At 37.7% G+C, this 24,636-nt stretch carries 26 protein-coding genes and 2 pseudogenes; 23 read left to right on the top strand and 5 right to left on the bottom strand.

Features of this window, described 5'->3' with window-relative positions; translation table 11 throughout:
* Positions 1-89: 89 nt before the first annotated feature.
* A complete protein-coding gene (locus tag ABOA58_RS21805) occupies positions 90-1,001 on the bottom strand; it encodes a LysR family transcriptional regulator (RefSeq protein WP_350299989.1) in 912 nt (303 codons plus the stop codon).
* 437 nt (positions 1,002-1,438) lie between these two features.
* On the opposite strand from ABOA58_RS21805, the gene ABOA58_RS21800 reads away from it, so the two are divergent.
* The 6 genes from ABOA58_RS21800 to ABOA58_RS21775 all read left to right on the top strand — a co-directional run bounded on the left by ABOA58_RS21800 (position 1,439) and on the right by ABOA58_RS21775 (position 6,494).
* A complete protein-coding gene (locus tag ABOA58_RS21800) occupies positions 1,439-2,722 on the top strand; it encodes a GntP family permease (protein WP_350299988.1) in 1,284 nt (427 codons plus the stop codon).
* Between the two features lie 45 nt (positions 2,723-2,767).
* Positions 2,768-3,544 carry a 3-hydroxybutyrate dehydrogenase gene (locus ABOA58_RS21795; protein ID WP_101223220.1) on the top strand — a complete coding sequence of 259 codons (777 nt, stop codon included), beginning with the start codon at positions 2,768-2,770 and terminating at the stop codon, positions 3,542-3,544.
* A gap of 134 nt (positions 3,545-3,678) precedes the next feature.
* The gene (locus tag ABOA58_RS21790; protein ID WP_350299987.1) at positions 3,679-5,106 is read left to right on the top strand and encodes a GntP family permease; all 1,428 of its coding nucleotides are present in this window, start codon (positions 3,679-3,681) and stop codon (positions 5,104-5,106) included.
* 307 nt (positions 5,107-5,413) lie between these two features.
* The gene (locus ABOA58_RS21785; protein ID WP_350299986.1) at positions 5,414-5,923 is read left to right on the top strand and encodes a DUF6773 family protein; all 510 of its coding nucleotides are present in this window, start codon (positions 5,414-5,416) and stop codon (positions 5,921-5,923) included.
* 10 nt (positions 5,924-5,933) lie between these two features.
* Positions 5,934-6,131 carry a helix-turn-helix transcriptional regulator gene (locus ABOA58_RS21780; RefSeq protein WP_063235187.1) on the top strand — a complete coding sequence of 66 codons (198 nt, stop codon included), beginning with the start codon at positions 5,934-5,936 and terminating at the stop codon, positions 6,129-6,131.
* Positions 6,132-6,239: 108 nt separating this feature from the next.
* Complete coding sequence (locus ABOA58_RS21775) at positions 6,240-6,494, top strand: sigma-G-dependent sporulation-specific acid-soluble spore protein CsgA (protein ID WP_101223217.1); 255 nt, start codon at positions 6,240-6,242, stop codon at positions 6,492-6,494.
* A 43-nt stretch (positions 6,495-6,537) separates the two neighbouring features.
* Here ABOA58_RS21775 and ABOA58_RS21770 read toward each other — a convergent pair whose 3' ends face one another.
* Positions 6,538-7,197 carry a hypothetical protein gene (locus ABOA58_RS21770; protein ID WP_350299985.1) on the bottom strand — a complete coding sequence of 220 codons (660 nt, stop codon included), beginning with the start codon at positions 7,195-7,197 and terminating at the stop codon, positions 6,538-6,540.
* A 300-nt stretch (positions 7,198-7,497) separates the two neighbouring features.
* Positions 7,498-8,361 (bottom strand): LysR family transcriptional regulator, encoded by an 864-nt coding sequence (locus tag ABOA58_RS21765; RefSeq protein ID WP_350299984.1) that lies wholly within the window; start codon positions 8,359-8,361, stop codon positions 7,498-7,500.
* A 164-nt stretch (positions 8,362-8,525) separates the two neighbouring features.
* Here ABOA58_RS21765 and ABOA58_RS21760 point away from each other — a divergent pair, with 164 nt between their 5' ends.
* The 9 genes and pseudogenes from ABOA58_RS21760 (at position 8,526) to ABOA58_RS21720 (ending at position 15,252) form a co-directional block, all read left to right on the top strand.
* Positions 8,526-8,807, top strand: coding sequence for a DUF2798 domain-containing protein (locus ABOA58_RS21760; RefSeq protein ID WP_350299983.1), 282 nt, complete (start codon positions 8,526-8,528; stop codon positions 8,805-8,807).
* Between the two features lie 403 nt (positions 8,808-9,210).
* A complete protein-coding gene (locus ABOA58_RS21755; RefSeq protein WP_350299982.1) occupies positions 9,211-9,429 on the top strand; it encodes a DUF1659 domain-containing protein in 219 nt (72 codons plus the stop codon).
* A 43-nt stretch (positions 9,430-9,472) separates the two neighbouring features.
* Positions 9,473-9,691, top strand: a complete 219-nt coding sequence (locus ABOA58_RS21750) for a DUF2922 domain-containing protein (protein ID WP_350299981.1) — start codon at positions 9,473-9,475, stop codon at positions 9,689-9,691.
* Between the two features lie 52 nt (positions 9,692-9,743).
* Complete coding sequence (locus ABOA58_RS21745) at positions 9,744-9,893, top strand: YvrJ family protein (protein ID WP_101223211.1); 150 nt, start codon at positions 9,744-9,746, stop codon at positions 9,891-9,893.
* A 151-nt stretch (positions 9,894-10,044) separates the two neighbouring features.
* Positions 10,045-10,242: pseudogene (locus tag ABOA58_RS21740) on the top strand (KGG domain-containing protein); the annotation flags it as partial.
* 176 nt (positions 10,243-10,418) lie between these two features.
* Entirely contained in the window at positions 10,419-10,883 is a 465-nt protein-coding gene (locus ABOA58_RS21735) for a general stress protein (RefSeq protein WP_350299980.1), read from the top strand.
* 152 nt (positions 10,884-11,035) lie between these two features.
* Positions 11,036-12,382, top strand: a complete 1,347-nt coding sequence (locus ABOA58_RS21730) for a DUF3238 domain-containing protein (RefSeq protein WP_350299979.1) — start codon at positions 11,036-11,038, stop codon at positions 12,380-12,382.
* Between the two features lie 481 nt (positions 12,383-12,863).
* Entirely contained in the window at positions 12,864-14,723 is a 1,860-nt protein-coding gene (locus ABOA58_RS21725; protein WP_350299978.1) for a S8 family peptidase, read from the top strand.
* Positions 14,724-14,793: 70 nt separating this feature from the next.
* The gene (locus ABOA58_RS21720; RefSeq protein WP_350299977.1) at positions 14,794-15,252 is read left to right on the top strand and encodes a hypothetical protein; all 459 of its coding nucleotides are present in this window, start codon (positions 14,794-14,796) and stop codon (positions 15,250-15,252) included.
* A 443-nt stretch (positions 15,253-15,695) separates the two neighbouring features.
* Here ABOA58_RS21720 and ABOA58_RS21715 read toward each other — a convergent pair whose 3' ends face one another.
* Complete coding sequence (locus ABOA58_RS21715) at positions 15,696-16,088, bottom strand: thiol-disulfide oxidoreductase DCC family protein (RefSeq protein ID WP_350299976.1); 393 nt, start codon at positions 16,086-16,088, stop codon at positions 15,696-15,698.
* A 377-nt stretch (positions 16,089-16,465) separates the two neighbouring features.
* On the opposite strand from ABOA58_RS21715, the gene ABOA58_RS21710 reads away from it, so the two are divergent.
* The 3 genes from ABOA58_RS21710 to ABOA58_RS21700 all read left to right on the top strand — a co-directional run bounded on the left by ABOA58_RS21710 (position 16,466) and on the right by ABOA58_RS21700 (position 19,945).
* Complete coding sequence (locus tag ABOA58_RS21710; protein WP_350299975.1) at positions 16,466-17,437, top strand: acyltransferase family protein; 972 nt, start codon at positions 16,466-16,468, stop codon at positions 17,435-17,437.
* Between the two features lie 549 nt (positions 17,438-17,986).
* Positions 17,987-19,096, top strand: coding sequence for a D-alanyl-D-alanine carboxypeptidase family protein (locus ABOA58_RS21705; RefSeq protein WP_350299974.1), 1,110 nt, complete (start codon positions 17,987-17,989; stop codon positions 19,094-19,096).
* Between the two features lie 336 nt (positions 19,097-19,432).
* Positions 19,433-19,945, top strand: coding sequence for a DUF3189 family protein (locus tag ABOA58_RS21700; RefSeq protein WP_350299973.1), 513 nt, complete (start codon positions 19,433-19,435; stop codon positions 19,943-19,945).
* A 206-nt stretch (positions 19,946-20,151) separates the two neighbouring features.
* Here the strand turns inward: ABOA58_RS21700 and ABOA58_RS21695 are convergent, their stop codons facing one another.
* Entirely contained in the window at positions 20,152-20,331 is a 180-nt protein-coding gene (locus ABOA58_RS21695) for a small acid-soluble spore protein H (protein WP_101223203.1), read from the bottom strand.
* 219 nt (positions 20,332-20,550) lie between these two features.
* Between ABOA58_RS21695 and ABOA58_RS21690 the strand changes: the two genes are divergently transcribed.
* The 5 genes and pseudogenes from ABOA58_RS21690 (at position 20,551) to ABOA58_RS21670 (ending at position 24,589) form a co-directional block, all read left to right on the top strand.
* Positions 20,551-21,003, top strand: coding sequence for a GNAT family N-acetyltransferase (locus ABOA58_RS21690; protein ID WP_350299972.1), 453 nt, complete (start codon positions 20,551-20,553; stop codon positions 21,001-21,003).
* A 152-nt stretch (positions 21,004-21,155) separates the two neighbouring features.
* Positions 21,156-21,806 carry a hypothetical protein gene (locus tag ABOA58_RS21685; protein WP_350299971.1) on the top strand — a complete coding sequence of 217 codons (651 nt, stop codon included), beginning with the start codon at positions 21,156-21,158 and terminating at the stop codon, positions 21,804-21,806.
* Between the two features lie 251 nt (positions 21,807-22,057).
* Positions 22,058-22,930, top strand: coding sequence for an AraC family transcriptional regulator (locus tag ABOA58_RS21680; RefSeq protein WP_350299970.1), 873 nt, complete (start codon positions 22,058-22,060; stop codon positions 22,928-22,930).
* Between the two features lie 114 nt (positions 22,931-23,044).
* Positions 23,045-23,461, top strand: a pseudogene (locus tag ABOA58_RS21675) (SRPBCC family protein); the annotation flags it as partial.
* Positions 23,462-24,139: 678 nt separating this feature from the next.
* The gene (locus tag ABOA58_RS21670) at positions 24,140-24,589 is read left to right on the top strand and encodes a hypothetical protein (RefSeq protein ID WP_350299969.1); all 450 of its coding nucleotides are present in this window, start codon (positions 24,140-24,142) and stop codon (positions 24,587-24,589) included.
* Positions 24,590-24,636: the final 47 nt, after the last annotated feature.

The raw sequence follows: 24,636 nt of genomic DNA, 5'->3' as shown, positions 1-24,636 counted from the left end.
GTAAACGAAACTGAAGAAACTTCTGAAGAAACACTGAAAAGCAGTGAGATTTCACCTCCGAAATCCACTGCTTTTACATTTTTTTATATTTAATTGGTGTTTGTAATGTCATTTTGCACTAGACCAACACCTTCATTCAGCATCTTCAATAGTTCTTTCAGAGCGAAGGAATGGTAGGCGTCTTTTTTGGTGATGATCCCGAGTTTCCAGTGGAGGTTCGAGTTTTTTAACGGAATGATTTTAACATTTTCGTTGGTTTGCTTATGATAAATCGATCTGGGCAGGAGGGTGATGCCCAGTTTGGATGAGACGAGTTCAATGATCAGGTCCCATTGTGAGCTTTGGTATGAGACGTCAGGGGTGAATCCGTCTTTTTCGCATGCCTGGATAATGTAATCATGTAAAGTGAAGTCTTCTGAGAAAAGGATGAATTTCTCGTCTTTCAATTCAGTTAAGGTGACGGCTGAATGGCGTGCAAGTTTGTGCTCTTCATGAAGAAATAAAACGAATTCGTCTTCAATGAAGTGGTAAATATTGTAATCAGCTTCGCTTGCAGGCAATACGACGATGCCGAGATCGATTTCGCCTTCTTCGACAAGCTTTTCAATCAGCTTTGCGCCCAGTTCGACCAACTCGAGGGAAACTTTCGGATAACGTTCTTGAAAGCTGCGGGCAATTTCCGGGAAAAACAGCGTGCCGATCAACGGAGGGATGCCGATTTTCACAACGCCTGTTGTTATGTCCCTGAGGTCATCCAAGAGTACATTCAATTCGGATAATGCGGCGAAGGCTTTTTGGCCTTGCTGATACACGATTTGTCCGGCATCGGTCAGTCGAAGGTGTCTCGTTGAGCGGTCAAAGAGTTCCACATTCAGCTCTTCTTCGAGTTTTTTGACGGCTTTACTTAAGGAAGGCTGTGTTAAATAAGAATTCGCGGCGGCATTCGTAAAACTTTTATGTAGGGCCACTTCCATGAATGATTTTAAATCTCGTAATTCCATATCTGTCTCCTATTTATTCGTAGAACGAATAGATTGTATTCTCTTTATTCATTTTACTTATAAATAAAGTGGATGTAAACTATATGAGGATTAAAAAGCAAGTATATATAAACCTATTTTAATAAAATATTCTTTACTGTAAAAGTATAAGGAGAAAGGGCTTTAGTATGAGCTGTATTTATGATGTCTTATATTAATGAATATATTTCCATCCAATCAATCAGCTTATTCACCTTTCTCGGAAATGCGGACAAGGTAGGTTTATGAAGTTATTTTAAGATTACAAAAAAAGAGGGTGTTCTCGTATCCACTTTTTTAGGGTTGATGCTGTAAGACAGGGATTATGATGTCTTGAGCATAAGGGATTTACACAATCAAGGGGGAACAATGATGGAAAGCAAAACTATTTACATCACCTTGGAAAGAGGTGATTTCGAGTGTTAAGTATAATTGTAGGCTTAGTATTGCTGATGGCTTTGGCCTATTTGGGATGGTCCATCATTTGGGTGGCGCCGCTTGTGGCTGGAGTTGTAGGATTGATGAGCGGATTGGATGTATTTGATACGTATACCGGAACGTATATGACCGGATTGGTCGGGTTTGTTCAGAAGTGGTTCCCAATCTTCCTGCTGGGAGCGATTTTCGGAAAGCTGATGGAAGAAACGGGTGCAGCGAAATCCGTTGCTAAGAAGGTAACGCAGATCATTGGTAAAAAGAGGGCGATTCTTGGGGTACTGATCGCTTCCGCTTTATTGACATATGGCGGAGTCAGTTTATTTGTGGTCGTGTTTGCAGTTTATCCGATCGCGCTTGCTTTATTTAAAGAAGCAAACGTTACGAGAAGGCTGCTTGTTCCCACATTTGCGCTTGGGGCATTCACTTTCACGATGACGGCCATACCGGGTACACCGCAAATCCAAAACCTGATACCGATGGAGTATTTCCATACGACACCCACTTCAGGCATGATCATCGGGATCGTCACTTCATTGATAATGGCAGTTGGCGGGTATTTTTGGTTATCCTACAGAGAAAGATCTCTTTCTGCTAAAGGAGAAGGATTCATCGAATCGGATGATGCGGTTACCGGTTCTGAGCAAGATGAAAAAGTACCGAATTGGTTATTGTCTTTAGTTCCGCTTCTTATTGTTGTGCTATTGCTTAACGTTGTGAAATTGGAACCCATTTATGCTTTATTATTAGGGGTTCTGAGCATTATGGTCTTCAATATCAAGGATTACAAAAAGTTCATTTTCTCTGTTAATGAGGGAGCGAAAGGGTCAGTGATGGCCATCCTGAATACAAGTGCCGCTGTTGGATTCGGAGCTGTCATTGCGGTTATACCCGCATTTGATAACATCACTTCTTGGCTGCTTAATATCTCGAGCAATCCGCTCGTTGCCGAATCTCTTGCCGTACAAATCATGGCAATCATCACTGGTTCCGCTTCAGGCGGTATGGGTATTGCGCTTAATGCACTTGGCGATACTTTTTACAGCTTGTCACAATCGACGGGAATCAGCCCGGATGTATTCCACAGAATGGCGGCAGTCGCTTCAGGTGCATCCATTTTCCCTAATAATGGTGCTCTATTGACACTATTGGCGGTTACAGGATTGACTCATAAAGAAACATATAAAGATGTTTTCGTGGTTGCGTTCATCATCCCGACCATTGCCATGATCGTCGGCATCATAATGGGAGCCATCGGTATCGTTTAATAAATATCGATACAATAAATTAATCTACTCTAGGAGGAATTCATAATGGTTGAAAATAAAGTCGTTATTATTACAGGTTCTGCTCGCGGTATTGGATTTGAAATTGGTAAGCATTTCGCTGAAAGTGGAGCTAAAGTCGTTCTTTCCGACATTAATGAAGAATCGGTGAAAGATGCTGCGGAATCATTGAAAAAACTTGGTTTCGATTCAATTGGAATCAAAGCCGATGTAACAAAAGAAGAAGATATCGTAAATATGGTGAAGGAAGCTAAAGAAACATACGGTTCGGTTGACATCGTGATTAACAATGCCGGTCTGCAGCATGTATCGCCAATCGAAGATTTCCCGACGGCTAAATACGAATTGATGATAAAAATCATGCTGACAGCGCCGTTCATTCTAACTAAAGCCGTGTTCCCGATCATGAAAGAACAAGGTTTCGGCCGCATCATTAACGTCTCTTCCATTAACGGTGTTATCGGATTCGCAGGTAAAGCGGCTTACAACAGTGCAAAACACGGAGTGATCGGTTTAACGAAAGTTGCTGCTTTGGAAGGTGCAGAACACGGTATTACGGTTAATGCTTTATGCCCTGGATATGTGGATACTCCGCTTGTACGAGGACAAATGGCAGATCTGGCGAAAACACGTAATGTTCCGATTGAAGATGTATTGGCAGAAGTCCTTCTTCCATTGGTGCCTCAAAAACGTTTATTGGATGTTAGTGAAATTGCTGATTATGCATTGTTCCTGGCAAGCGATAAAGCGAAAAGCGTAACAGGTCAAGCAGTTGTCATTGACGGTGGCTATACAGCTCAATAATCAATAATTATAAGAAAAATAAAGGTGAACCTTTCTGACAAATTTTAATTTGGCAGAGAGGTTCACTTTTGGCGTATTTTTGACTAGTTTGGGGAAATTATTCAAACTTGGAATAAATGTTTAGGGGGATCTTCATGGACTTAATGATTATATTGCTGGCGCTGGGGCTATTGATGTTTGCAGCGTACCGCGGCTATTCTGTCATTTTATTTGCACCTATCTTTGCACTTTTACCGGTCTTCTTCATTGACCCGGGTAATGTTTTGCCGTTCTATTCCGGCGTATTCATGGAAAAGATGGTCATTTTCATAAAAAACTATTTTCCCGTCTTTTTATTAGGGGCCATATTCGGGAAGATCATCGAAATGTCGGGAATCGCCGAATCGATTGCGAAGACGATCGTCCGCTTGATCGGTGCCAAACAAGCGATGCTGACGATAGTCCTTTTGGGTGCGATTTTAACCTATAGCGGCGTGAGTTTATTTGTTGCGGTTTTCGCCATTTATCCATTTGCCGTTCAATTGTTCAAGCAAGCCGACATTCCTAAAAGACTTATGCCGGCTACCATCGCACTTGGGGCTTTCACGTTCACGATGGATGCTTTGCCGGGAACTCCCCAAATTCAAAATGTCATTCCTACGTCCTTCTTTGGTACAAACATTTATGCGGCTCCAATCCTTGGAATCATAGGCGCCATCTTTGTCTTATCGGTTGGATTGGCCTACTTGGAAAGCAGAAAGAGAAGAGCCAAAAAAGTAGGGGAAGGGTATTATGGGTTTGCTGCGGAAAATGCCGCTGGTCCTGAACAGGAAAAAGGGGAGACCGCTCCTGATTTACATTCAAACCAAACTGTATTACGGCAGATTTTAGCATTCGTTCCGCTTGGGTTGGTTGCGATCATGAATAATTATCTGTCTAAAGCCATACCGAAATGGTATCCTGATGGATTTGATTTTTCCGCAATGGGGTTAGAAGATTATTCTGTTGATGTAGCGGCCAATGCTGCAATCTGGTCGGTCGAGATTGCACTGATCGTCGGGATCATCACAGCCCTTGCCTATGATTGGAAACGAGTGACGAAAAACATGAAAGAAGGACTGAACAACAGTATTGGCGGCTCACTGCTTGCCGTCATGAACACCGGTTCGGAATATGGCTTCGGCGGAGTCATAGCTGCCCTTCCAGGATTTGCGAAAATCAGTGATGGAATATCAGGTGTATTCTCGAATCCGCTTGTCAACGGCGCTGTTACCACTAGTGCACTGGCAGGCATAACAGGGTCAGCCTCCGGGGGAATGGGTATTGCATTAAGCGCAATGGCCGATAAATACAATCAAGCAATCGCCGCGGCCAATATCTCACCTGAAGTGATGCACCGTGTAGTCGCTATGGCATCAGGCGGCATGGATACACTTCCTCATAACGGAGCCGTCATCACCCTGCTTGCCGTCACAGGATTAACGCATAGACAATCGTATGGAAGCATATTCATGATCACCATCATAAAATCATTGGCTGTCTTTGTCATCATTGCCCTCTATACCTGGTTTGGCATTATATAAAATGGTGAATTCACGAGTAAAAGCTTGAAATTCACGAGTAAATCCCCAAAATTCACGAGTAAAAGCTTGAAATTCACGAGTAAATCTCCAAAACTCACGAGTAAAAGCCTAGAATTCACGAGTAAATCCCCAAAAACTACGAGTAAAACCCTAAATAAGGCTAGTGAGGTATCCATACTGATGTATGGGTACGTTTTTTTATACATTTTGCAATTTATAAATTATAAAATGTAATATATATGTTGCAAAAAGTTAGATAAATCATATAATAAGGGTAAGCGATGGAATTATTGGAGGTCGATCAAAGATGAATCTATTCAAACGAACGAAAAAGATCACGGATGAGCGGGTTGAGAATGTAAGAAATAAGATTTATAAAGAAATGTATTACGTCATTTTGGCCATTTGCCTGGTGAGTGCACTTTTCAAACTATATAAATATGGTGCAGGCAGCGGGGAGTTATATCTGGAATTCGCGATCCTTGTTGGTGCGGGGCTGTATTACTTAGCTCGTTCCATTTTCTTAGGTGTATTCTGGGATGAGGTGGAGATGCATGACCGCAACAGCAAAACACCGATGAGCAGGAAGACGGTTCTTGGGACGGTTGCTTTAGCACTTATCATCGCTATATTCATGGGCGTGAATAGTGCTGTATCCTATGCCGATAGCAGTTCCCAGGGTGTATGGTATTTTGTATTGGTATCGTTTGTATCCGTTATGATCTATTTGCCGATTTTACTTCTGTTTTTTGGCGGTATATACTTGCTGGCGAAGAAAATCGGAATGAAAAATAGCGAAGATAATAAGAAATTGTAGGTGCTTTCCCTTGAAAAATATAAAACTGAAGCTTGCGAGAGTAGAAAAGGACTTGTCACAAGATGAACTGGCCAAAATTGTCGGCGTTTCCAGGCAAACGATAGGATTGATTGAATCTGGAAAGTATAATCCCTCATTAAGTTTATGTGTCGGAATTTGTAAAGCATTATCCCGTACATTGGATGATTTATTTTGGGAGGAAGACTGATTAGGGATATCCATTGACTTGGATATCTTTTTTTAGGAATTTATCATTAAAAAATGGGGGAAGGTATAGCATGTAAGCAAAAATTTAACATTCGAGAGGGATGGTTTGATGGATCGTACGATTGGTTACTTACGTGAGATATTGTCTAACTATACGGACCAATATCCTGAAGCGCAGGAAATTTATAATAAAATCAAAAGCGGACATTTTCATTCTGAAGAAGAACTCGTCAATAAACTATCCGGTAAAGAAGCCAGTCTCCTTAACCATATTCTTCCTCAGGAAATTAAACATGCGAAGGAAGCTAGTGATACGGAACGGGTCACGCAATTATCAGAGGTATATGAACTGATTATTATATGATAAAACCTTGTCCATGATGATCATGGACAAGGTTTTGTTGGTTTTATTCCATTTCACTAAGTGAATCCATATGACTGGCTATCATGGCGATGATCGTGCTTGCTTCTTCCTTGCTGAAAATGAAATTCGTTTCATCCTTTATCAGGTCATCATCCGCTGTCCGAATCCGATTGATCCGTTTCAGCACACCATCACCTGTTTCCTGGACGATACCGAATTGATAGGTGACCTCGACTTCATTATCCTGGATATAGGCGGTCACTTCAGGCGTTTCCCAATCTACATCGATTTCGTATATTTCGGAATCGTCGCTTTCTGGATCATGCAAATCATCATTATCATCATCCATATCCATTTCGTATGCATAATCGTAATCATCATCATCATCATCCGCTTCCAAATAGTTATGGAAGCTCTCATGGACAGCATCGACGATATCTTCAATATCCGAGAGGATGACCTTGCTGATCTGCCCTAAATCCGGATCGAATGATTCCATATAAAATTCTTCATTATACGGATCAAAAAACAGCGAGGAAAAATAATCCCTCTCATCGTCTTCCAGCTCTGTATAAAACTCGATGCGTGGATGCTTAGACCCGCGCTCCACGATCATACTGCCATTGCGGTCGTATTTCTCACAAATTGATTTAAGATGATCCTGCAATTCCCCGCTTACTCTGTCAAACCATTCTAATGACATCAACATCCACTTCCTTTCGTGATTATTATTTCCCAGAAAAGGCGAATTTGACGTGCCATTTAAAGCCAACTGCAATTGATCTTCGCACCAAAAATGTCAGTTATAAAAAAATACTTTAAAGAGAAAATAAGATGAAAAGCAAAAGCGATAGTGAAATTCCAGGATTTATGAAACAAGCAACCAGGGCGGGATAAGGCTCAGGATTTCTTCAGCAACAGAGTTAAGAGGTTTTATTTAGTAAAGCAAAAAGTTCAAGGATAAACATTCGGAGAGGTTAGGAACTCTCTTCATTAATTTTTATTAAACTTCCCTATACCTTTCAATAATAAAGTCAATAAAATACCTGCTTGCTATTGGCAATACCCTTTTATCTTTGTATGCCAAAGTAATTGTTCGGATAATAGAAGGAGAGATGCTTTTCGTTACAATATTATAGGGACATTTATTTAAGAGCAGCTTCGGTAAAATCGAAATGCCAAGCTCTTGTTCAATCATCGACATAATCGCATAAGGATCATATACTCGGTATTGTGTATCAGGTTCAAAATTGTACTGTTTAAAAATTATTAATGGTTCATTTATAACTCCCTCATCCAACAGAATATAAGGATCTTTTAGCAATTCCTCCAAGGAGACTACAGTGGATGATGCTAAAGGGTGATTTACTGGCATTACAGCCACCATTTTATCTTTTTGCAAGGGAATCGTAGTTAAATCCGAAACATTTGAATTCACAAAGCCAAAGTCTACGCTGCCTTCTTTAATCCAGTTTGAGATTTCCGTATAATTTCCTTGATGTAATTCGAAATGTACAGTTGGATAAAGTTCCTTAAAATCCTTGATCAATCCTGGTATCCAATGACATGTAACACTGGAAAAGGTGCCAATTCGAATAAGGCCGCTTTGCAGTCCCTCCATCTCTTTATGCTTTTCAGTCAGTTCCTTATGTGAATTACAAATCTTCCTGATATATGGCAAAAATTCCTCGCCATCCGGTGTCAGTGTAATACCCTTTCGAGAACGTAAAATAAGAGTGGTGGAAAGCTCTTCCTCTAATGAATGTACCATTTGGCTAATGGCAGACTGCGTATAGCCTAGTTCTTCAGCCGCTTTTGTAAAACTGCCTGTTTCTATGGTTTTGATAAAAGCATAATACGAATTCAATCTCACAAACCCCTTTGCATTAGCAATTATAATATATCTATTATAAAAATTGGTTTTACTAATGTAAATGGAAGAAATAAAATATAGTTGGGAACAGAACAACAGAAAATTAAAAATATCAAGGAACCTAAAATTATTAAAATAGGAGTTGAAGTAGAAAAATAATGAATATTAACGTTAAATACAGAAAAATTATTTTTGCATTTTTAATGGCATTTAGTATGTCCTTTTTTATTTCATTTATATTAGTCTCAATAAATAGGGGTTATGATCATATATTCCTATCTACATGGTTAAAAACTTGGTCACAGGCTTTTGTCTGTGCTTTCTTTGGAGCTTACTTTTTCCCGAGAGTAATACAACAAATAATGAGAAGAATTAATTTTGTAGAAAAACCGTTAATAATTGAGAAAGATTTTTTGGTGAGAGAAGAAGACAATTGCTGAGTAGATAATTAAAATTCCGGTAATAAAATGTGGATATGGTTTTAAAGTTAAGCTGTTTTCGCATACTTTGTTGCTATTTACTAAGTAGTGCGGTGTGGTTGATTTCCCCTCCAGATGCTCGCTTTCCGCGGGGCGGGCGGTGAGCCTCCTCGGCGTAAACGCCTGTGGGGTCTCACCTGTCCCGCTGCTCCCGCAGGAGTCTCGCACTTCCGCTCCAATCAACCTTAAATAGTTTCGTTTTAAAAACAACAATCTTTACGAAAAGAGCCTAAAGTTAAAAATACTGATATAGAGCTGCCCAAATGATGGGGAGCTTTTTATGCGTTTCCCTGAAAAAGTTTCAAGCCCATGCTACTTTCATCCCTGTAAAAGTTTATATAGAGTGTGAAAGGGGGTGAGTGATATGGCAAATCAAATTCCAGTATCAAGTACATTGCGGATCGATTTTCAGACGGGGTTAAATGAAAAAGGGGCTCTCGTTTTCAAGCGGAGGACATTTTCAAACATCAGGGTCGAGGCGACGGCGGACCAGTTGTTTTCGACAGCAGTTGCAATCGCAAGTGTACAGAATTATCCAATGGGTGAAGTGACCAGGGTGGATACGTATTCTTTGATTGGCTAATCGGTTTTTTGAAAGATGTCGGAAGAGGGGGAGGTGATTAGAAATGGCTAAAGTATTGGAATTGATTTTCGTTACAGCGGAAGGAAAGTCAGCGACGATTTCCGTTGATAATCCGAAGGAGCCGGTCGGAGTAAACACGGTTAAACAGGCAATGGAAAAAATCATTACGGGGAATGTGTTCGTTACATCCTCCGGGAATTTGGTCGATTTGAAGGTAGCGCGCCTTGTCGAGCGGAATGTGGAGGAAGTGGAACTTATTTAACGAACGGGAAGGTCATCTTTGTTGGACACACTTGAAGTGAGGTGAATAAAAAGTGGATCAAATTCTGCCATTTGTCAGTGATATTGGGTTCCCGATCATTGTTACCCTTTATTTGCTTCATAGAATTGAAACGAAATTGGATACTTTGAATGAAACCCTTGTAGAGCTGCCAAATCGCCTGCGAGAAGGGATTCCCAAGTAGGTTAGGAAGCATCATGAGTGATATCATTCATGATGCTTTTCCTTTTGAAATGGAAAAGTTTTAATAGATTCTAGTTTTATATCAAAACTATCGGGTATACATAAAACTGTAGCTAGTTCATAAAAAATCCAAATAATAAGGAGGAGTTTTAATGACTAACAACAATGAAAAAATGAGCAGGGAAGAAGCTGGCCGCAAAGGCGGGGAAGCGACGGCAAAAAATCATGATAAGGAATTTTTCCAAGAGATTGGTCAAAAAGGCGGAGAGGCCACTTCCGAAAATCATGATAAGGATTTCTATCAGGAAATTGGCAAAAAAGGCGGAGAGGCTAGAGCCAATCAACGTGATGGGTCCGATGATTGAACAATGAGCAGGGAAAAGCAGGACGTAATGGCGAGGAAAAAAGTCGCCGCTAAAAAACGACCTGAAGTTTTTAGCTGAATCTAGTTTTATAGCTGTTCAAGCGGGTACATTTCATATGTAGCTAGTACATGAAAAATCCAAATAATAAGGAGGAATTTTTAATGGCTAACAACAATGAGAAAATGAGTCGTGAAGAAGCAGGACGTAAAGGTGGAGAAACAACAGCAAAAAATCATGATAAGGAATTCTATCAAGAGATTGGCCAAAAAGGCGGAGAAGCAACATCCGAAAATCATGATAAGGAATTCTATCAAGAGATTGGCCAAAAGGGCGGAGAAGCAACATCCGAAAATCATGATAAGGAATTCTATCAAGAGATTGGCCAAAAAGGCGGAGAAGCGACATCCGAAAATCATGATAAGGAATTCTATCAGGAGATTGGTAAAAAAGGCGGAGAAGCGACATCCGACAGTCATGGCAAGGAATTCTATCAGGAAATCGGCGAAAAAGGCGGAGAGGCACGAGCCAATCAACGAGATGGCAACGGCAGCTCTGACGGTTCCAATGATGGAAAAATGAGCCGTGAAGAAGCAGGACGCAAGGGCGGGGAAAAAAGCCGCCGTTAAAATATAATCCAGTGAAACTTATAAATGACCGAGGGAGTACCATTCCCTCGGTTTTTTTATGCCAGCAAGTAAGTTGTCCTCCATAGCACATTGCAAAGTGTGCTTGGAGATTAAAGTGGGTAAAGAAATAACACCTAGAAAAGAAAGAGGTGATGAAGAAGTTGATTGCCCATTATCCATTTCCCCGTTTAAAAGTAGGAGGAGTTACATTCACTGCAAGGCATTCATTGCTTGCTCTTGGTCTTGCGGGAATTGCTTATCTCATTTCCAATAAGAGGAAGCATCAAGCGGTATTCAAAACGGCTTCATTGATGTGTAAGATCGAACGGAAAGAAGATTCCATAAAGCTTATTTGGCCTGATGAAGGCGGTTACTATCGGGTATTCAGGGGGCGAGAGCTGATTTACAGCGGCTCGGAGCCGAAGATTGCAGATAGGGGCCTGACTCCAGGAACCATCTATACGTACACGATAGATAGCTTGAATGAAAAAGAACAGGCAGTGAACAGGATGAAAATACAAACATCAACGACCGCCGAGAATAAAAAAGAAGATAATATCCTTTTGGATTTGGTATTCACCACGATTGTCGCAAGAGGCCAAGCCAGCCTGGAATGGGAGCCCATCAAAGGAATAAAAGAGTATACGATTTACCGAAACGGCGTGGATATCGGGAAAGTGGGTGGATGTTCCTTCAGTGATCGGAGTATTAGTGAAGATCAGGAATACACATATACCATTAAAGCAAAGCGGCCCCTTCCGCGTTCAGAGCAGGAGTCCTATGCCGTGAAATCCCTTGTAGCGAGTATTGTCGGAGCCGTAAAAAAAGGTTCATCCCAAGCACAGGCTGCGATCGAGGAAATAACGAATACGAAAAAGATTGGGCCTGTAAAAAAGCTTTTACAGCCAGTTGAAAACGATGTGGACGGTAAAAAGAAAAGAAATTGGCAGCTGCGCTATACCACCTTTTTACCGGAAGAGTGGCTGAAAAACCCCAATCTTGCATCGAAGGTTCCCTTTTTTAAAGGTGACAATCGCGGATTTGATCCTGAATCACCCCGTTTCCGGACTAGAGTCGATGTGTATATTCACGAAAAGGAAAGCAAAGCCGAGATTGAATTTTCCAAAGCGGTCGGGAAAAGTGAAGCCTACAATCATGATGGCGATTTCCTCGAGGAAGGAGTGGCCTCGGATGAAGACATTGAGGTGAAGCGCGTATTATCCAATCATGAAAAAACGACCATCCAGCTGACACACTCTGTAGGCAACCCAATCATCATTTCTCCTGCCGTGGATTATAAAGTGATCGGGACCTTTTACCGAAATGGAGAAATCAATATAGCCGGCTATCATGATCAGGCACCGCATCACGAAGTCTACCTCAAGGAGGCAGATGATCTAGACTGGGAACCCCTGCACCTGGCGGAAAACAAAGGGCTCGAAATGATGGCGCATCCTACGGCTAATCATTTATGGAGATACTCCACATTTACACAATGAAAAGGACGAAAAGCAATGATTGCCGATCGTCCTTTTTTGTTTATTAGCGCCTCTGTTATAGGAAAGTATTGATTTTCATTATAGACCCGTTAAAATACCTGTTCCAAATCTGTGAGAAGATGTGAAACAAGATTAAGTCATTATAAATGAGGCAATCCTTTAGATTGGGTATGACTATCCGCACACTTTTTTGCTTGAAACCTGCTAGACCAATGTGTAGCAGCAATTAAGTTATTTGCTATTATCAATGAAATTTCAGTATTGATCGCTTTTGTTATATCATACAATTTTTCCTACTGTTTTTTGGCTAATTAGTTATTTAGGAAAATTTAATTTAACTAATTATTGACCATCATTTCAAACGATAATTAAAATAAAATGAGTAAAATATACCAAATTATTTAAATTGTGGTAAAATATATCCGGTGTTGCTTTTGATATACAATATTTAAATAAAAAATTTGAACTGGAGATGTGTTAGTTGAAAAAAATCATTTCATTTATTGCGGTTTTTATCTTAATATTTTCATTTTTTTCACAGCCGCGTGTAAGTAAAGCAAAGAATCAAAGCGAAAAGAACTATTTAGTAGAGTTTAATAAAAAATTGGATACTAAATTAATTGAAAAAGAGGGAGGGAAAATCAAAGGGAAATACAAGCATTTTAAGACTGCAAAAGCATCATTAACAGCTGATGAATTATATAAAATAAAGAAAAATCCAAATGTAAAACTGATTGAAGAAGATGTAACGGTACAATCTACTCCTTTAAATGGAGAAACATATCTTGAAAATGGATATAGTTGGGGAACAAAACGAATTAATGCTGATAAAGCTCATGAAAATGGTATAACTGGAAAAGGCATTAAACTTGCAATTTTAGACACCGGGATTTCTAATCAATCTGGGATAGTAATAGAAAAGCAAGCTTCATTTATAGATAGTGAAGAAGATGTTATAGATTTAAACGGTCATGGAACAGCAGTATCTAGTATAATTGCAACTTCATATGAAAATTCTGGATTCCACGGAGTAGCTCCAGATGTTAAATTGTATGTTGGGAAAGTACTTGATCAAAATGGTACAGGACAATATAGTGATATAATTGAAGGAATTGAGTGGGCAATTGAAGAAGATATCAATATTATAAACATGAGCTTCGGTGGTATTAAAGAATCTGAAATATTGAAAAATGTAATTGATAAAGCTTATGATCAAGGAGTCTTAATGATTTCTTCAGTTGGAAATGAGGGGACTGAAAAAGTTACTTATCCGGCTGCCTATGATAATGTAATTGGTGTTGGAGCCTCAGACTTCTATAATCAAATGAGTTCACTGTCTAATTATAGCGATCAATTAGAATTGGTTGCCCCGGGAGTAAATATCCAAACTTTAGATTTAAATGGCGATCATATAACAGCAAGTGGTACTTCTATAGCTGCCTCATATGTTTCAGGAGCTGCAGCCCTTCTTTGGTCACAAAATGCAAACCTTGATAATAAAGAAATGCGCACAAAATTAAAAGACTACGCTACAACACTAGAAAATCAAAAAAAATATAATTTGGTAAATGTTGATCCTTCTATCTCTCAATATGTAGAACCGTACAATCCAGATAACATCCAAACAGATTCGAAACAAGATGAATTAACCGAAGAAGAATTGGCATTTCTAACTGAAGCTGGTTGGTCAGAAGAAGCTATTGATGGAACAACTAATGAAGAATTGAAAGAGTTTATATCTGAAGGAGCAATGAATCCTGACTATTCTGAAACTACTTATACATTTGTGCCGGAAGATGAAATTAGTGGGGATGTACAAGCTCAAAATTTAAAGAATGGTGGAAGTATTACTCTAAAAGTAAGTGCGTCTTATCTTGGAATTAAGAATAGTAATGAAAAACAGTTTAAAATAAATGGTAGTTATAATTGGAATAGCATGCCAAAAAATCGGTACGTGGATCTTTTTGCTCTAGCCTGGACTGATAACGCTTGGTATAAATCTACAAGTAAATTATCTCATACTTATTATGGTGCAATTCCTATTACTGAATCTGTTACTGTTTTTAAACCTTCTTTAAAAGCGGGTATGTCTTGGAAAGTAGATCTACGTGCTGGATCACATGATGATATAGGGAAATTCACTCAATATATTTATCTACCTAAATCTGCTTCAAGTAAAAACAATGGACCTTTACAAGCAACAGTAGAATATTCTCATGCTTTCACAACGATAACTCCATCTATTGGTGGTGGCTCAGGAGGTTTTTCATACGGAATTTCTACAGGAACGGGTAAAGACTACGCGGACAATCCTCCTATAAGCAGTGTGAAAAGTTACTAAATAAATAGTTAGAGTAACAAAAAAGAGAGAATAAAACAAGTAATGTTCAACATTTGGAAGGGGGTATCTTGTGCGAAAGTTCATTATTGGTATTGTGATTGTTTCATTAATAATATTTGCCTATTACTACTACATTGCTCAAATTGATAAAAAGAACAATAAACTCGATCTTAACGTCGAACAATCCCTGGAACATCAATTGACAACAAAAGACTATGAGAGTTTTACTTATAAAATTACCAATAATACAAATAAGAACTTTAATTTGCAATTTGCTACAGGTAATGAAATAGACGTAGAATTCAAAACAATAACGAATAGTACAATTAAAGAGGGGAATATCATTACTGTTGAATCTCAACCGACTAAAAAACATAAAAAAGATTTTAATAAAGGAGACACATGGGAGTATACTATAAGAATTAATTCGAAGTTGCTTTCAAAAGGAGACTATCAATTAACTGCTCAATTTATTCCAAGTAATGCTAGTACTCTTAATAAAGTTGAGCAAATAATAACTCACCCTTAACAATTATATAAACACACTTCATAAATATTGTTCTTTAATGTGTACCAACCACATTCGTTAAAGAGCCTTACCGGAAACTCTATAACGTAAAAAAGGTAATTCAGCTGAATTACCTTTTTTACGTTATAGAATGCCAATAAAGAGATAATCTAAGCCATAACGAAAGCAGAAAATTAAATACCTTTTCCATCTGTGTTTTCATTCCGAGCTTAATATGGCAGTTTGGGGCTTCGATTTAAATTGTTTACTTCCCGATAAAGAGGTATAAAGTGTATCTAAAATTAATTTCCGGGTTTTCATTGGCAACTGCTATTAATATTATCTGCTCCTTTACCCAAACTTCTGAAGATGTTTGATTAGCCTTTTCCTGATTTTCTTCCCCTAAGTGCGAACTATTTCTCCACGGTCATTAATTAAATTAACATTAATGTTTACAAGTCTATTTATAAAAAGCGCTTTCGAACACTTGGCGACGGCAGCATACAGCTTTCTTCTTTCTTTCCGAACCATCTGTAACGGTTCCTGGCAATGAAATCATAAACGATGTTCCGGATGAAGCTTGGAACGATGATGAAGCCGTAAAGCAACTTCCATGCCCCTTTTAAGCGGCGGCAAATCCTCAAGGCTGCAGACGATTTATAGTAGGCCTTATCCCTTTCGATCAGGACCATGCTATCTATATCTGCAGGAACATTATACTTCTTCAGCAACTCTTGTCCCGCCTCACTTTGAAGCGAAGCGTAATGAAAAAGCCCCTGCGGATCCCGCTTTATAATGAACTGGACACTCGAATCGCAAAAATTGCATTCACCATCAAATAAAATGACCGGATTCATGAACATTCCTCCTATAGAGAGACGTTATCATACTCATGCTTATATAATACACTACCCGTTTTGGTAAGGCGAAAACGTATGGAACTGCTTGGGATTTGAATTTGGAAGTGATTGTTCGCTGCGGCAAGTCATTAACGGGTGCGTTAGCGCCATAAGCCAATTGGTGGGTGGAGTTTTTTGTTTAAGTCTCTGTTATCAAACTGTTATTTTCCATTAACTATACTGTAAACAAGCTATGATATGGTAGATACTCCAAAGAAGTTCCTTAAGTAAAAAGCCGGCAATCCTATATTAGAGGAAAGCCGGCTTTTTCAATCAAACCATAATTCAGGATTAGAAGATATAACTAGTAGTTTTTTTATAGGGGGTAAGAATTCATGAAGCGTGATCCATATTTTGATAATGCAAAAGCTGTTTTAATCGTACTAGTTGTTTTGGGACACACATTAGCTAGAATGGTGGAAGAAAACGAATGGATTTTAACTATTTATTTGTTTATTTTTTCATTCCATATGCCAGCTTTTATTTTAGTATCCGGTTATTTTTCAAGAAAGATAAAAAGTAAAAAGGACCTCTGGGGGCTAATTAAGAAAATATTAATTCCCTATGTAATATTCCAGGTGATTTATACCTTCTATTATCAAAAGTTATTTGATGAACCAATTGAATTCACAATTTTGACTCCAAGATGGGCCTTATGGTTCCTAATAAGTTTATTCTGCTGGAATATATTATTGTTTATATTTTCGTCCAGGAAATATGGAATCGTTTTTTCAATAATTGTATCTCTAATAATCGGTTACTTTGGTGAAGTGAATGAATGGTTAAGTTTGTCGAGAACGTTCTTTTTCTTTCCTTTCTTTTTAGTTGGACATTTTTTAGAAAAAAATCATTTTGAATGGGTTAAAAAGAAAAGTAATGCCCTAATAGGCTGGGCTGTACTAGGGTTAATCTTTACCGGTATTTATTTCTATGGGGAAACTACTTGGAGAGAGTGGTTTTATGGCCGTTTAGGTTATGAGGAATTAATGGGAGGCTCCATTGCCCTCGGTTTTATATATAAGTTGATCGTTTATTTAGTTATGGGAGCAGCAACTTATTGTTTTTTCTGTATTGTTCCTAAAAAGCATACATTTTTTACTGAAATAGGGTCCATTACATTAGCTATTTATCTTTTTCATATGTTTTTTCTGGAATATGTTTATAACTCATTTATTTATGATTGGATCAAAGAAAGTGACCAATATTATGTTTTATTAGTCATACCTGTAACCATTATATTTATATTATCAAGAAAACCTATTGTAAAAGTGGAATGTGTGTTAATAGGAATGAAAATGAAAACATAACAGAATTTTCATTCCTATAAAGTAACTAGCCTTTCAGATTGAAGGTGTGAGTTAGGTTTTATCTAAATTTCAAAACAAAGTTGATTGGAACGGAAGGTGCGAGACTCCTGCGGGAAAAGCGCGTCAAGGGGAGACCCCACAGGCGCAAAAGCGCCGAGGAGGCTCCCGGACCGCCCGCGGAAAGCGAGTGCCTGGAGTGGAAATCGACGTTCCAGGTTTTATAACCTAAATAAAAATTGAGACAAACTTGTTCTTCATCGAGTTTGTCTTCAGTCTGAGCCCTTCAGTTTGGAGGGTTTTTTCATGAAAAGATTTAGTGATTTACAAAAAAAAACATTTGAAAGGGGGGTAAATGAAGTCTCCACTAAAAGGGTCACAACCCTTATAAAGTTATTTCAGGAAAGAAAATGAAAATCATTACCCGAAATGTTTCCAAAATTATTAAGGGGTAATTACTTTTGTATTTCACTTTCAATAAATCAACTCTAAACATTCAGATTTATTTTATTATGACTATATAGGATTTAACTATCATCAAAGGAGCGGCATATGAAAAAGTTTTTCATCATCTTCATTTTGGCTTTAATCCCTTTCGCCTCTACGACTGTAAGTGCAGAATCTGACTTACCTCTCAATAGTGACGCCGGGATCATTATTGATGCGAAAAGTGGAAAAGTATTATACGAAAAAAACATGAATAAAAGTATGTATCCAGCCAGTCTAACGAAAGTTGCCACGGCTATATATGCTATAGAACACGGCGATAAGAACGAACTAGTGACTGTTAGCAAGAAAGCAGCTAAGGCAGACGGGTCTTCGGTATTTATTGAACCTGGGGAGGAAATAGAGCTTTCCAAATTAATTGCAGGAATGCTAATCAACTCCGGAAATGATGCAGCCATCGCAATTGCCGAGCATATGTCCGGCAGTGAAAAACTTTTCATGGAAGATTTGAATGAGTTTTTAAGAACAGAAGTAAACGTCACCGATACTCATTTTACGAACCCCCATGGATTGTTTGACAAAGACCATGTAACTACAGCCAGTGACCTTGCGAAAATTACCCAATATGCAATGAAAAATGAAACTTTCCGTGAGTATTTTGGGAAGAAGGATTTACCATGGGAAGTGGAAACATGGGACACAACTCTAATTACCCATCATAAAATGTTAAAAGGCGAACTCCCCTATAAGGGAATAACCGGCGGGAAAACCGGTTTCGTCAGTCAATCCGGCTACACCCTGATTTCTACTGCCACCAGAGGAGAACAGGAATTGATTGCTGTCACTCTAAAAGCTCCTTCAGACAAGGTTGCCTACTCTGATACCAAGCTTTTATTCAACTATGGCTTTGAAAACTTTAAATCAGGCAAAATTGATAAAAAAAGCAAACTTTATTCAGCGGACTACTCTCATTCCTACACGCTGAACGAAGACTTATACTATACTCATTTAATCAGTGATCAACCTAACCTAAAAACGAGTAATGATGGAATTCTCTCAATCATGAACCAAGAGGGGGAAGCAATAGAATCCTTTGACCTTAAAACGGTCGCTGATGTGAGGAGCACAGTATTGCCTGCCCCGATTAAAAAAGAAAAAATCAATGATAATCTAATAAAATTTTCTGTCCCGTCTCTAGGATTGGAAGGATTTTAGAACTCGTTACTAAAGAAACCCACTGACTGGCTAACAGAGGCGTTGCTGTCTATACATACCCAGCTTATAAATAAAATAAACAATAAAAGAGTGCCCTTATCATTCAGACTGATAGGTGTACTCTTTTAATTTATTTACCCTTTAGGTCTTGATGATCCGAGGACGGGAATATTCTAATCGAGTACTGCAAAAAGGTCGTGTTTTTAGATAGGGTAACTTGATTATTTGAAACAAGGTCATATTCCTGAATTCGGTATATTTCCCTAAAATAATCAACTGAATTGGAAATGGAGTATATGACCATAATAGTATTAAAAAACTATTAGGGATGATTTCATGATGTATATTTATAATGATTATGGGGGTACACATACCACGTCTATGGCTGCCGCATATCATTTAAAACAATTACCCCAATCGGAAAGAAAACTAACTAAGGAAGAAATATTAAATGTAAAATATTTTAATAAATTGACGAAAAAAGAATTTGGAAAGCTAATTTTTCGCGGGACCGATGAAGAGGGCAACTCAGTTTATACAATTGGACATAAAAGAGAGAAACTTGTTGTTCCGGCATTAAAAGAATTGACTTTACTACTAGAAGAGAAATTTCACTTTAACGAAAAAATAGTATTCTCCAATACATCACCAACTGTACCTATTGCCATGTCTATAGGGGGATATTTATCAAGAGCATTAAAAATTGATTTTATAGGTGTACCATTATTAGTTATAGGTGCAAAACAATGCTGTGATAATATTTTTCGGTTGGTTGAAAATACGAAACAAATAGGGAAAGCAGCGAATGGGGATAAAGTGATTATATTAGAAAATGAAATATATAAGTAATGCTAATTAATGTAAAGATTGCTTAGCCAATTCGTTTTTTGAACAGGTTGTTAACTTTATTAGAATTCAAGTCAACAATTGATGTTGGCTTTTTTTACTTTTATGGAAGAATATAAGCTGTACAAGATGTGGTGCTTGTTCAATGAACTTAATCGAACAATAAACCACCACCCGAAAGTGGAGGTTTATTAATTGAATCGAGGAAATTACTGTTCCTTTAAGCTGGTTACAGAAACACTTTGTTTTTTGTTTGGATCATCAAGGGGATGGATTGTAGCGGTTCCATTTTGTTCATCGACGTGCTCGATGTAGATACTTTCCTCATTATAGGTTACATTAACCATATTTGGTGAAGAAGCAATTTCTTCTGCTCGTTGTGCTTTCATTTTAGCCACCTCCTTTGATTTTGCAACATGTATAATATTTGTTTCGGATTACTTAGTTATACTTGTTGTATTAAAATTCTTCCAAGAAACCCTTAAACCTTACTTAACTAACTGGTACGTTAGCTGAAGATAGAGTTATATTTAAGGCAGCTTTTAACCATTTCGGCATCAGTGATTTGGTATAATTACAGAAAATTAAAAATGTTAGGGGGATGTAAAATGAGTATTAAGGGTTTTTCGATTTCCGCTAATAAAAAGTATTTAGATGTGGATTTAATACATGATTTTTTGAATCAAGAAGCTTACTGGTCAAAGGGAATACCGAAGGAAACAGTAATAAAGTCAATTGAAAATACGACCTTATGTTTTGGGGTTTATAAAGGTGAAATAGGAAATGAAGATATTGAGCAAGTTGGATTTGCAAGGGTAATAACCGATTTAGCAACCCATGCGTACCTTTGCGATGTGTTTATATTACCTGACTATCGTAAATTAGGATTATCAAAATGGTTAATGGATGTTATCACCAACCATTCCGAACTAAAAGAGGTTCGCAGGTTTATGTTAGCTACTAATGATGCCCATTCATTATATAAAAAATACGGTTTTAATCAGATTGATAATCCAGAGCTATTTATGCAAAAAGTCCGTAAATCCCCATCACAACAATAAGAGCATTTTTTTTAACAGGTGCGAAAGTTCTCTAAAGGGCAGTGACGAATTGCTCTTTTCTTATAGAGCAAAAGGGGCAATAGCTGAAGTGGAAATTCTGACTAATATGCAGGAATACAGTAAATTTACGAAAAGATATGAGAGGAATTAAAATGGAAAAATTTAATTTGATCAAGCAAAAACATAGTGTAGTTCCAAATTATAAAGTAGATGATAAGGAAGTCTCTTTTGAAATATACATTAGTCCCAAACAAGAGGTCTGCATTATTGGGAAATTAGATAATAACTATATATGCTGGTGTTCTATAACTACTATTTCTGACTACGAAAATAATTCTGCTATTTTTCAATATGTATCGAATCTCCAAACCAAAACGATATCAAATGATTATAAAGCTTTAGGAGATCGGTATAAAGAAGTGAAAAATTGGCATAGAATGCAGATTAGTAAGAGACCTTATCAAGATCAGTATCTTTATTATTCTCCAGTAAATTCTTCGTTCTTTACGGAAAGTAAATTTTTCGCAAGAGAAATCGAAACATTTTATAAACAAGAAAGAGCCAAATGTGAATATAGGTTAATTGATGATGCTTATATAACTATTTTAAAAAGATATAAAAGCATTTTAAATAAAGGTAACCAAGAATATAGTTATTATTACGAAATGAACCCACTAATTAGGATAATAAAAGATGAAAGTTACATAAAACTATGTCCTATATCAGAAATCAGACAATTATATTTAGAATGCCTTGAAAAATGTGATGATTTATATAACCGATATATGACAGAGGTTCGTTAAAAAGTATTTTGCGGATTGGTTTTAAAGGTAGTCCTTTATAAAAAATAGAAATAATAAAATGACTTACAGTGTGATAGTTTTCATTACTTTTGTAAAAGGAAGTAATTGCTTTTTTATTGAAAGTCTATAAGAGATCGTGAAGGTTTGTACTTAAACTAATGAAACAGTTTATACCCTACATAATCGTGCACAGAATGTCGGATGATTAGTTTCAACTCCTGCTATTCTGTTGATATAAGGGAGGTCATTGAATGGATTTGCTCAAAAATATGAATGGTGCCATTAAATTCATTGAAGACAATCTTACGAACGAAATTGACTTTAAAGAGGTTGCAAGGCTAGCTTATTGCTCGGAATATCATTTTAAAAGGATGTTTTCCTTCCTTGCAGGTATTTCACTATCCGAGTATGTCCGCCGAAGACGCCTTACACTTGCAGCGTTTGAGCTTAAAGATAACAACATAAAGGTCATTGATATAGCGATAAAGTACGGATACAGCTCACCGGACTCTTTTGCGAGAGCGTTTCAACATTTGCATGGCATCACACCATCTGAAGCGAGAAGTAATGGCCATTCACTTAAAGCCTATCCACCGATGTCCTTCCAATTATCCATTAAAGGAGGAAGTGAAATGAACTATCGAATTGAAGAAAAAGAGGCATTTCATATAATTGGAATTAAAAAAAGAGTTCCAATCATTTTTAACGGGGTTAATCCAGAGATTGCATCCATGTGGAAAGGTTTAGACGAGAAAACGATAAATGAGCTTAAAAACCTTTCGAGTGTCGAGCCATTAGGTCTGCTTAGTGCATCTGCGAATTTTTCCGAGGGCAGGTTTGAAGAAAAAGGGGAGCTTGATCATTATATCGGCGCAGCAACAACGAGGGAATGTCCAGATAACTTAACACAGCTGAAAGTGGATGCATCTACATGGGCTGTATTCGAAGCAGTCGGACCCTTCCCTGAAACACTGCAAAATGTTTGGGGACGTATTTATTCCGAATGGTTTCCATCCTCTAACTATGAACAAAGAGAAGGGCCGGAAATCCTTTGGAACGAAAATAAAGACATAACCTCAACAACATTTAGAAGTGAAATATGGATCCCCGTTATGAAAAAGTAAATATAGGCAAAAGCCGAAGAGCTGTCTTAAGGCAGCTTTTTTCTTATGGGAAAAACAGGCAGGTTACTGGAAAAGAGCTAGGTAATACTTGCTATAACGGGCTAACGACAGCGAAAAACAAAGGAAATTGCTGTTGATGGTGTGACAGAAGGGCTATTAGAGGAGGGAGATACTGTTACTTGGAAAGCCATTCACTTTGGTATTAAACAAAGGCTGAAAGCCAAAGTGAAATTAATGGAAAAACCAAATAAGTTTGTGGATATTATGGTGAAGGGTGCCTTCCATTCCTTCGTACATACACATCAGTTTATAGAAGAGCAGGGCGGGACTATAATTATAGATAAATTTCAAAATAAGTCACCGTTCGGTCCGATTGGAGTTTTAGCTGATAAGGTGTTTTTAGAGAAGTATATGAGAGAATTTATCGTTTCTCGTGCAAAGGCACTGAAAAAGATTGCCGAGAAATATGCACTAGGTTCAATAGTGGCAGGTCAGTTCATCAAGAAAGCTGGTAGAAGCAAGAAATGTTGAATTTGACCAAATTATCACACTTAATAATTATGACATCTATGACATTGAACTACATGAGAAAACACTATTGGTTATAAAAAAGTAGTTATAGAACTAATGGGTGCTTTAGCTGAAGTTCGTAGCTGTTTTTATCACCGGCACCCTGAACGTTAGCAAATGGCTCGGCTCAGCGGTACAACCGTGTTAGGCCCGCGGATACAACCGGCCTTTATTTATAATTACGGATCAAATCGTTTGGCTGCGATTTGATCTTTTTATTTGTTTTTATAAGAATAACACATGTAGAACAAATGTTCCAGTGTAAAAGTGTAAATTTATTACTTTTTTTGAAAAATCAGTTTTAATAAAAAGTATTGTTGATTTTCTTGAAGACTAAAGGGGCAGGTTAGCTAGCTAGCCGTAGTGTTTTCGAACTTTGCAAGAGACCTATGCTTTAATTATCCAAAAAAGGAGAATTTTATTTTACCGCAATAATTATCTCTATATATGTAACTATTACACTTGTATCGCTCTTTACTTTCGCTGGACCTTATTCTCCATTGGTGGGACTTGCAGTTGGATTGCCTATACATATTCTAATATCACTTACGCAAATATATAAAGAACTAAAAGTGATATCTAAAAAACTATACGAATAATTTGTGTCAGATCATATGAAGGTACAGAAAGGAGAAACTTATGACTCAGTACATTTATCTAGCTTCACCAATGAGATTGCCAAAAGGTTCGTTCGGCTCAAACCCCTTGTCTCCAGATCAACCTAATGTCTTTAAAAATGAATTGGAGTTCACAGATTTATATTTTGAACATAATTACGATAGCAAATTGAAACAAAAATTTTCATATAGTCCACACTTTTCGTTCAATCACCAAGTAGCAGCTTATTCCAGTCACATCCCTTTAGGGCCTGAATTTAAAGGAACAGCGGAAGAAGTAAAATGTTTAACAATATTATATTCATATTTAGATGAAGCCCTGAATGCTAGTGGGGTAGTAGAGTATTTTACTTGTTTGAGTGGTAAAGAGGACTCTGCACTTTCTAAGAGACGAAACATTCGCTGGATGGACATCAAAGATCCTTATGACCTAGTTATTGAAGATCGTGAGTTTTGGGAAATTACCTTTTAGAATTTAATCCTTAATGAACTGTGCTTTACTTTAATAATAGAGTTTGG

It is taken from the genome of Peribacillus frigoritolerans (assembly GCF_040250305.1).
GTDB lineage: Bacteria > Bacillota > Bacilli > Bacillales > DSM-1321 > Peribacillus.
This window is presented reverse-complemented; position numbering and strand designations above follow the sequence as displayed.

Excerpts from the sequence above, each read along its gene's own strand:
- ABOA58_RS21805 (WP_350299989.1), bottom strand. The coding sequence starts at position 1,001 with ATGGAATTACGAGATTTAAAATCATTCATGGAAGTGGCCCTACATAAA.
- ABOA58_RS21795 (WP_101223220.1), top strand. The coding sequence starts at position 2,768 with ATGGTTGAAAATAAAGTCGTTATTATTACAGGTTCTGCTCGCGGTATT.
- ABOA58_RS21790 (WP_350299987.1), top strand. The coding sequence starts at position 3,679 with ATGGACTTAATGATTATATTGCTGGCGCTGGGGCTATTGATGTTTGCA.
- ABOA58_RS21785 (WP_350299986.1), top strand. The coding sequence starts at position 5,414 with ATGAATCTATTCAAACGAACGAAAAAGATCACGGATGAGCGGGTTGAG.
- ABOA58_RS21775 (WP_101223217.1), top strand. The coding sequence starts at position 6,240 with ATGGATCGTACGATTGGTTACTTACGTGAGATATTGTCTAACTATACG.
- ABOA58_RS21770 (WP_350299985.1), bottom strand. The coding sequence starts at position 7,197 with ATGTCATTAGAATGGTTTGACAGAGTAAGCGGGGAATTGCAGGATCAT.
- ABOA58_RS21760 (WP_350299983.1), top strand. The coding sequence starts at position 8,526 with ATGAATATTAACGTTAAATACAGAAAAATTATTTTTGCATTTTTAATG.
- ABOA58_RS21755 (WP_350299982.1), top strand. The coding sequence starts at position 9,211 with ATGGCAAATCAAATTCCAGTATCAAGTACATTGCGGATCGATTTTCAG.
- ABOA58_RS21750 (WP_350299981.1), top strand. The coding sequence starts at position 9,473 with ATGGCTAAAGTATTGGAATTGATTTTCGTTACAGCGGAAGGAAAGTCA.
- ABOA58_RS21735 (WP_350299980.1), top strand. The coding sequence starts at position 10,419 with ATGGCTAACAACAATGAGAAAATGAGTCGTGAAGAAGCAGGACGTAAA.
- ABOA58_RS21730 (WP_350299979.1), top strand. The coding sequence starts at position 11,036 with ATGAAGAAGTTGATTGCCCATTATCCATTTCCCCGTTTAAAAGTAGGA.
- ABOA58_RS21715 (WP_350299976.1), bottom strand. The coding sequence starts at position 16,088 with ATGAATCCGGTCATTTTATTTGATGGTGAATGCAATTTTTGCGATTCG.
- ABOA58_RS21710 (WP_350299975.1), top strand. The coding sequence starts at position 16,466 with ATGAAGCGTGATCCATATTTTGATAATGCAAAAGCTGTTTTAATCGTA.
- ABOA58_RS21705 (WP_350299974.1), top strand. The coding sequence starts at position 17,987 with ATGAAAAAGTTTTTCATCATCTTCATTTTGGCTTTAATCCCTTTCGCC.
- ABOA58_RS21700 (WP_350299973.1), top strand. The coding sequence starts at position 19,433 with ATGATGTATATTTATAATGATTATGGGGGTACACATACCACGTCTATG.
- ABOA58_RS21695 (WP_101223203.1), bottom strand. The coding sequence starts at position 20,331 with ATGAAAGCACAACGAGCAGAAGAAATTGCTTCTTCACCAAATATGGTT.
- ABOA58_RS21690 (WP_350299972.1), top strand. The coding sequence starts at position 20,551 with ATGAGTATTAAGGGTTTTTCGATTTCCGCTAATAAAAAGTATTTAGAT.
- ABOA58_RS21685 (WP_350299971.1), top strand. The coding sequence starts at position 21,156 with ATGGAAAAATTTAATTTGATCAAGCAAAAACATAGTGTAGTTCCAAAT.
- ABOA58_RS21680 (WP_350299970.1), top strand. The coding sequence starts at position 22,058 with ATGGATTTGCTCAAAAATATGAATGGTGCCATTAAATTCATTGAAGAC.
- ABOA58_RS21670 (WP_350299969.1), top strand. The coding sequence starts at position 24,140 with ATGACTCAGTACATTTATCTAGCTTCACCAATGAGATTGCCAAAAGGT.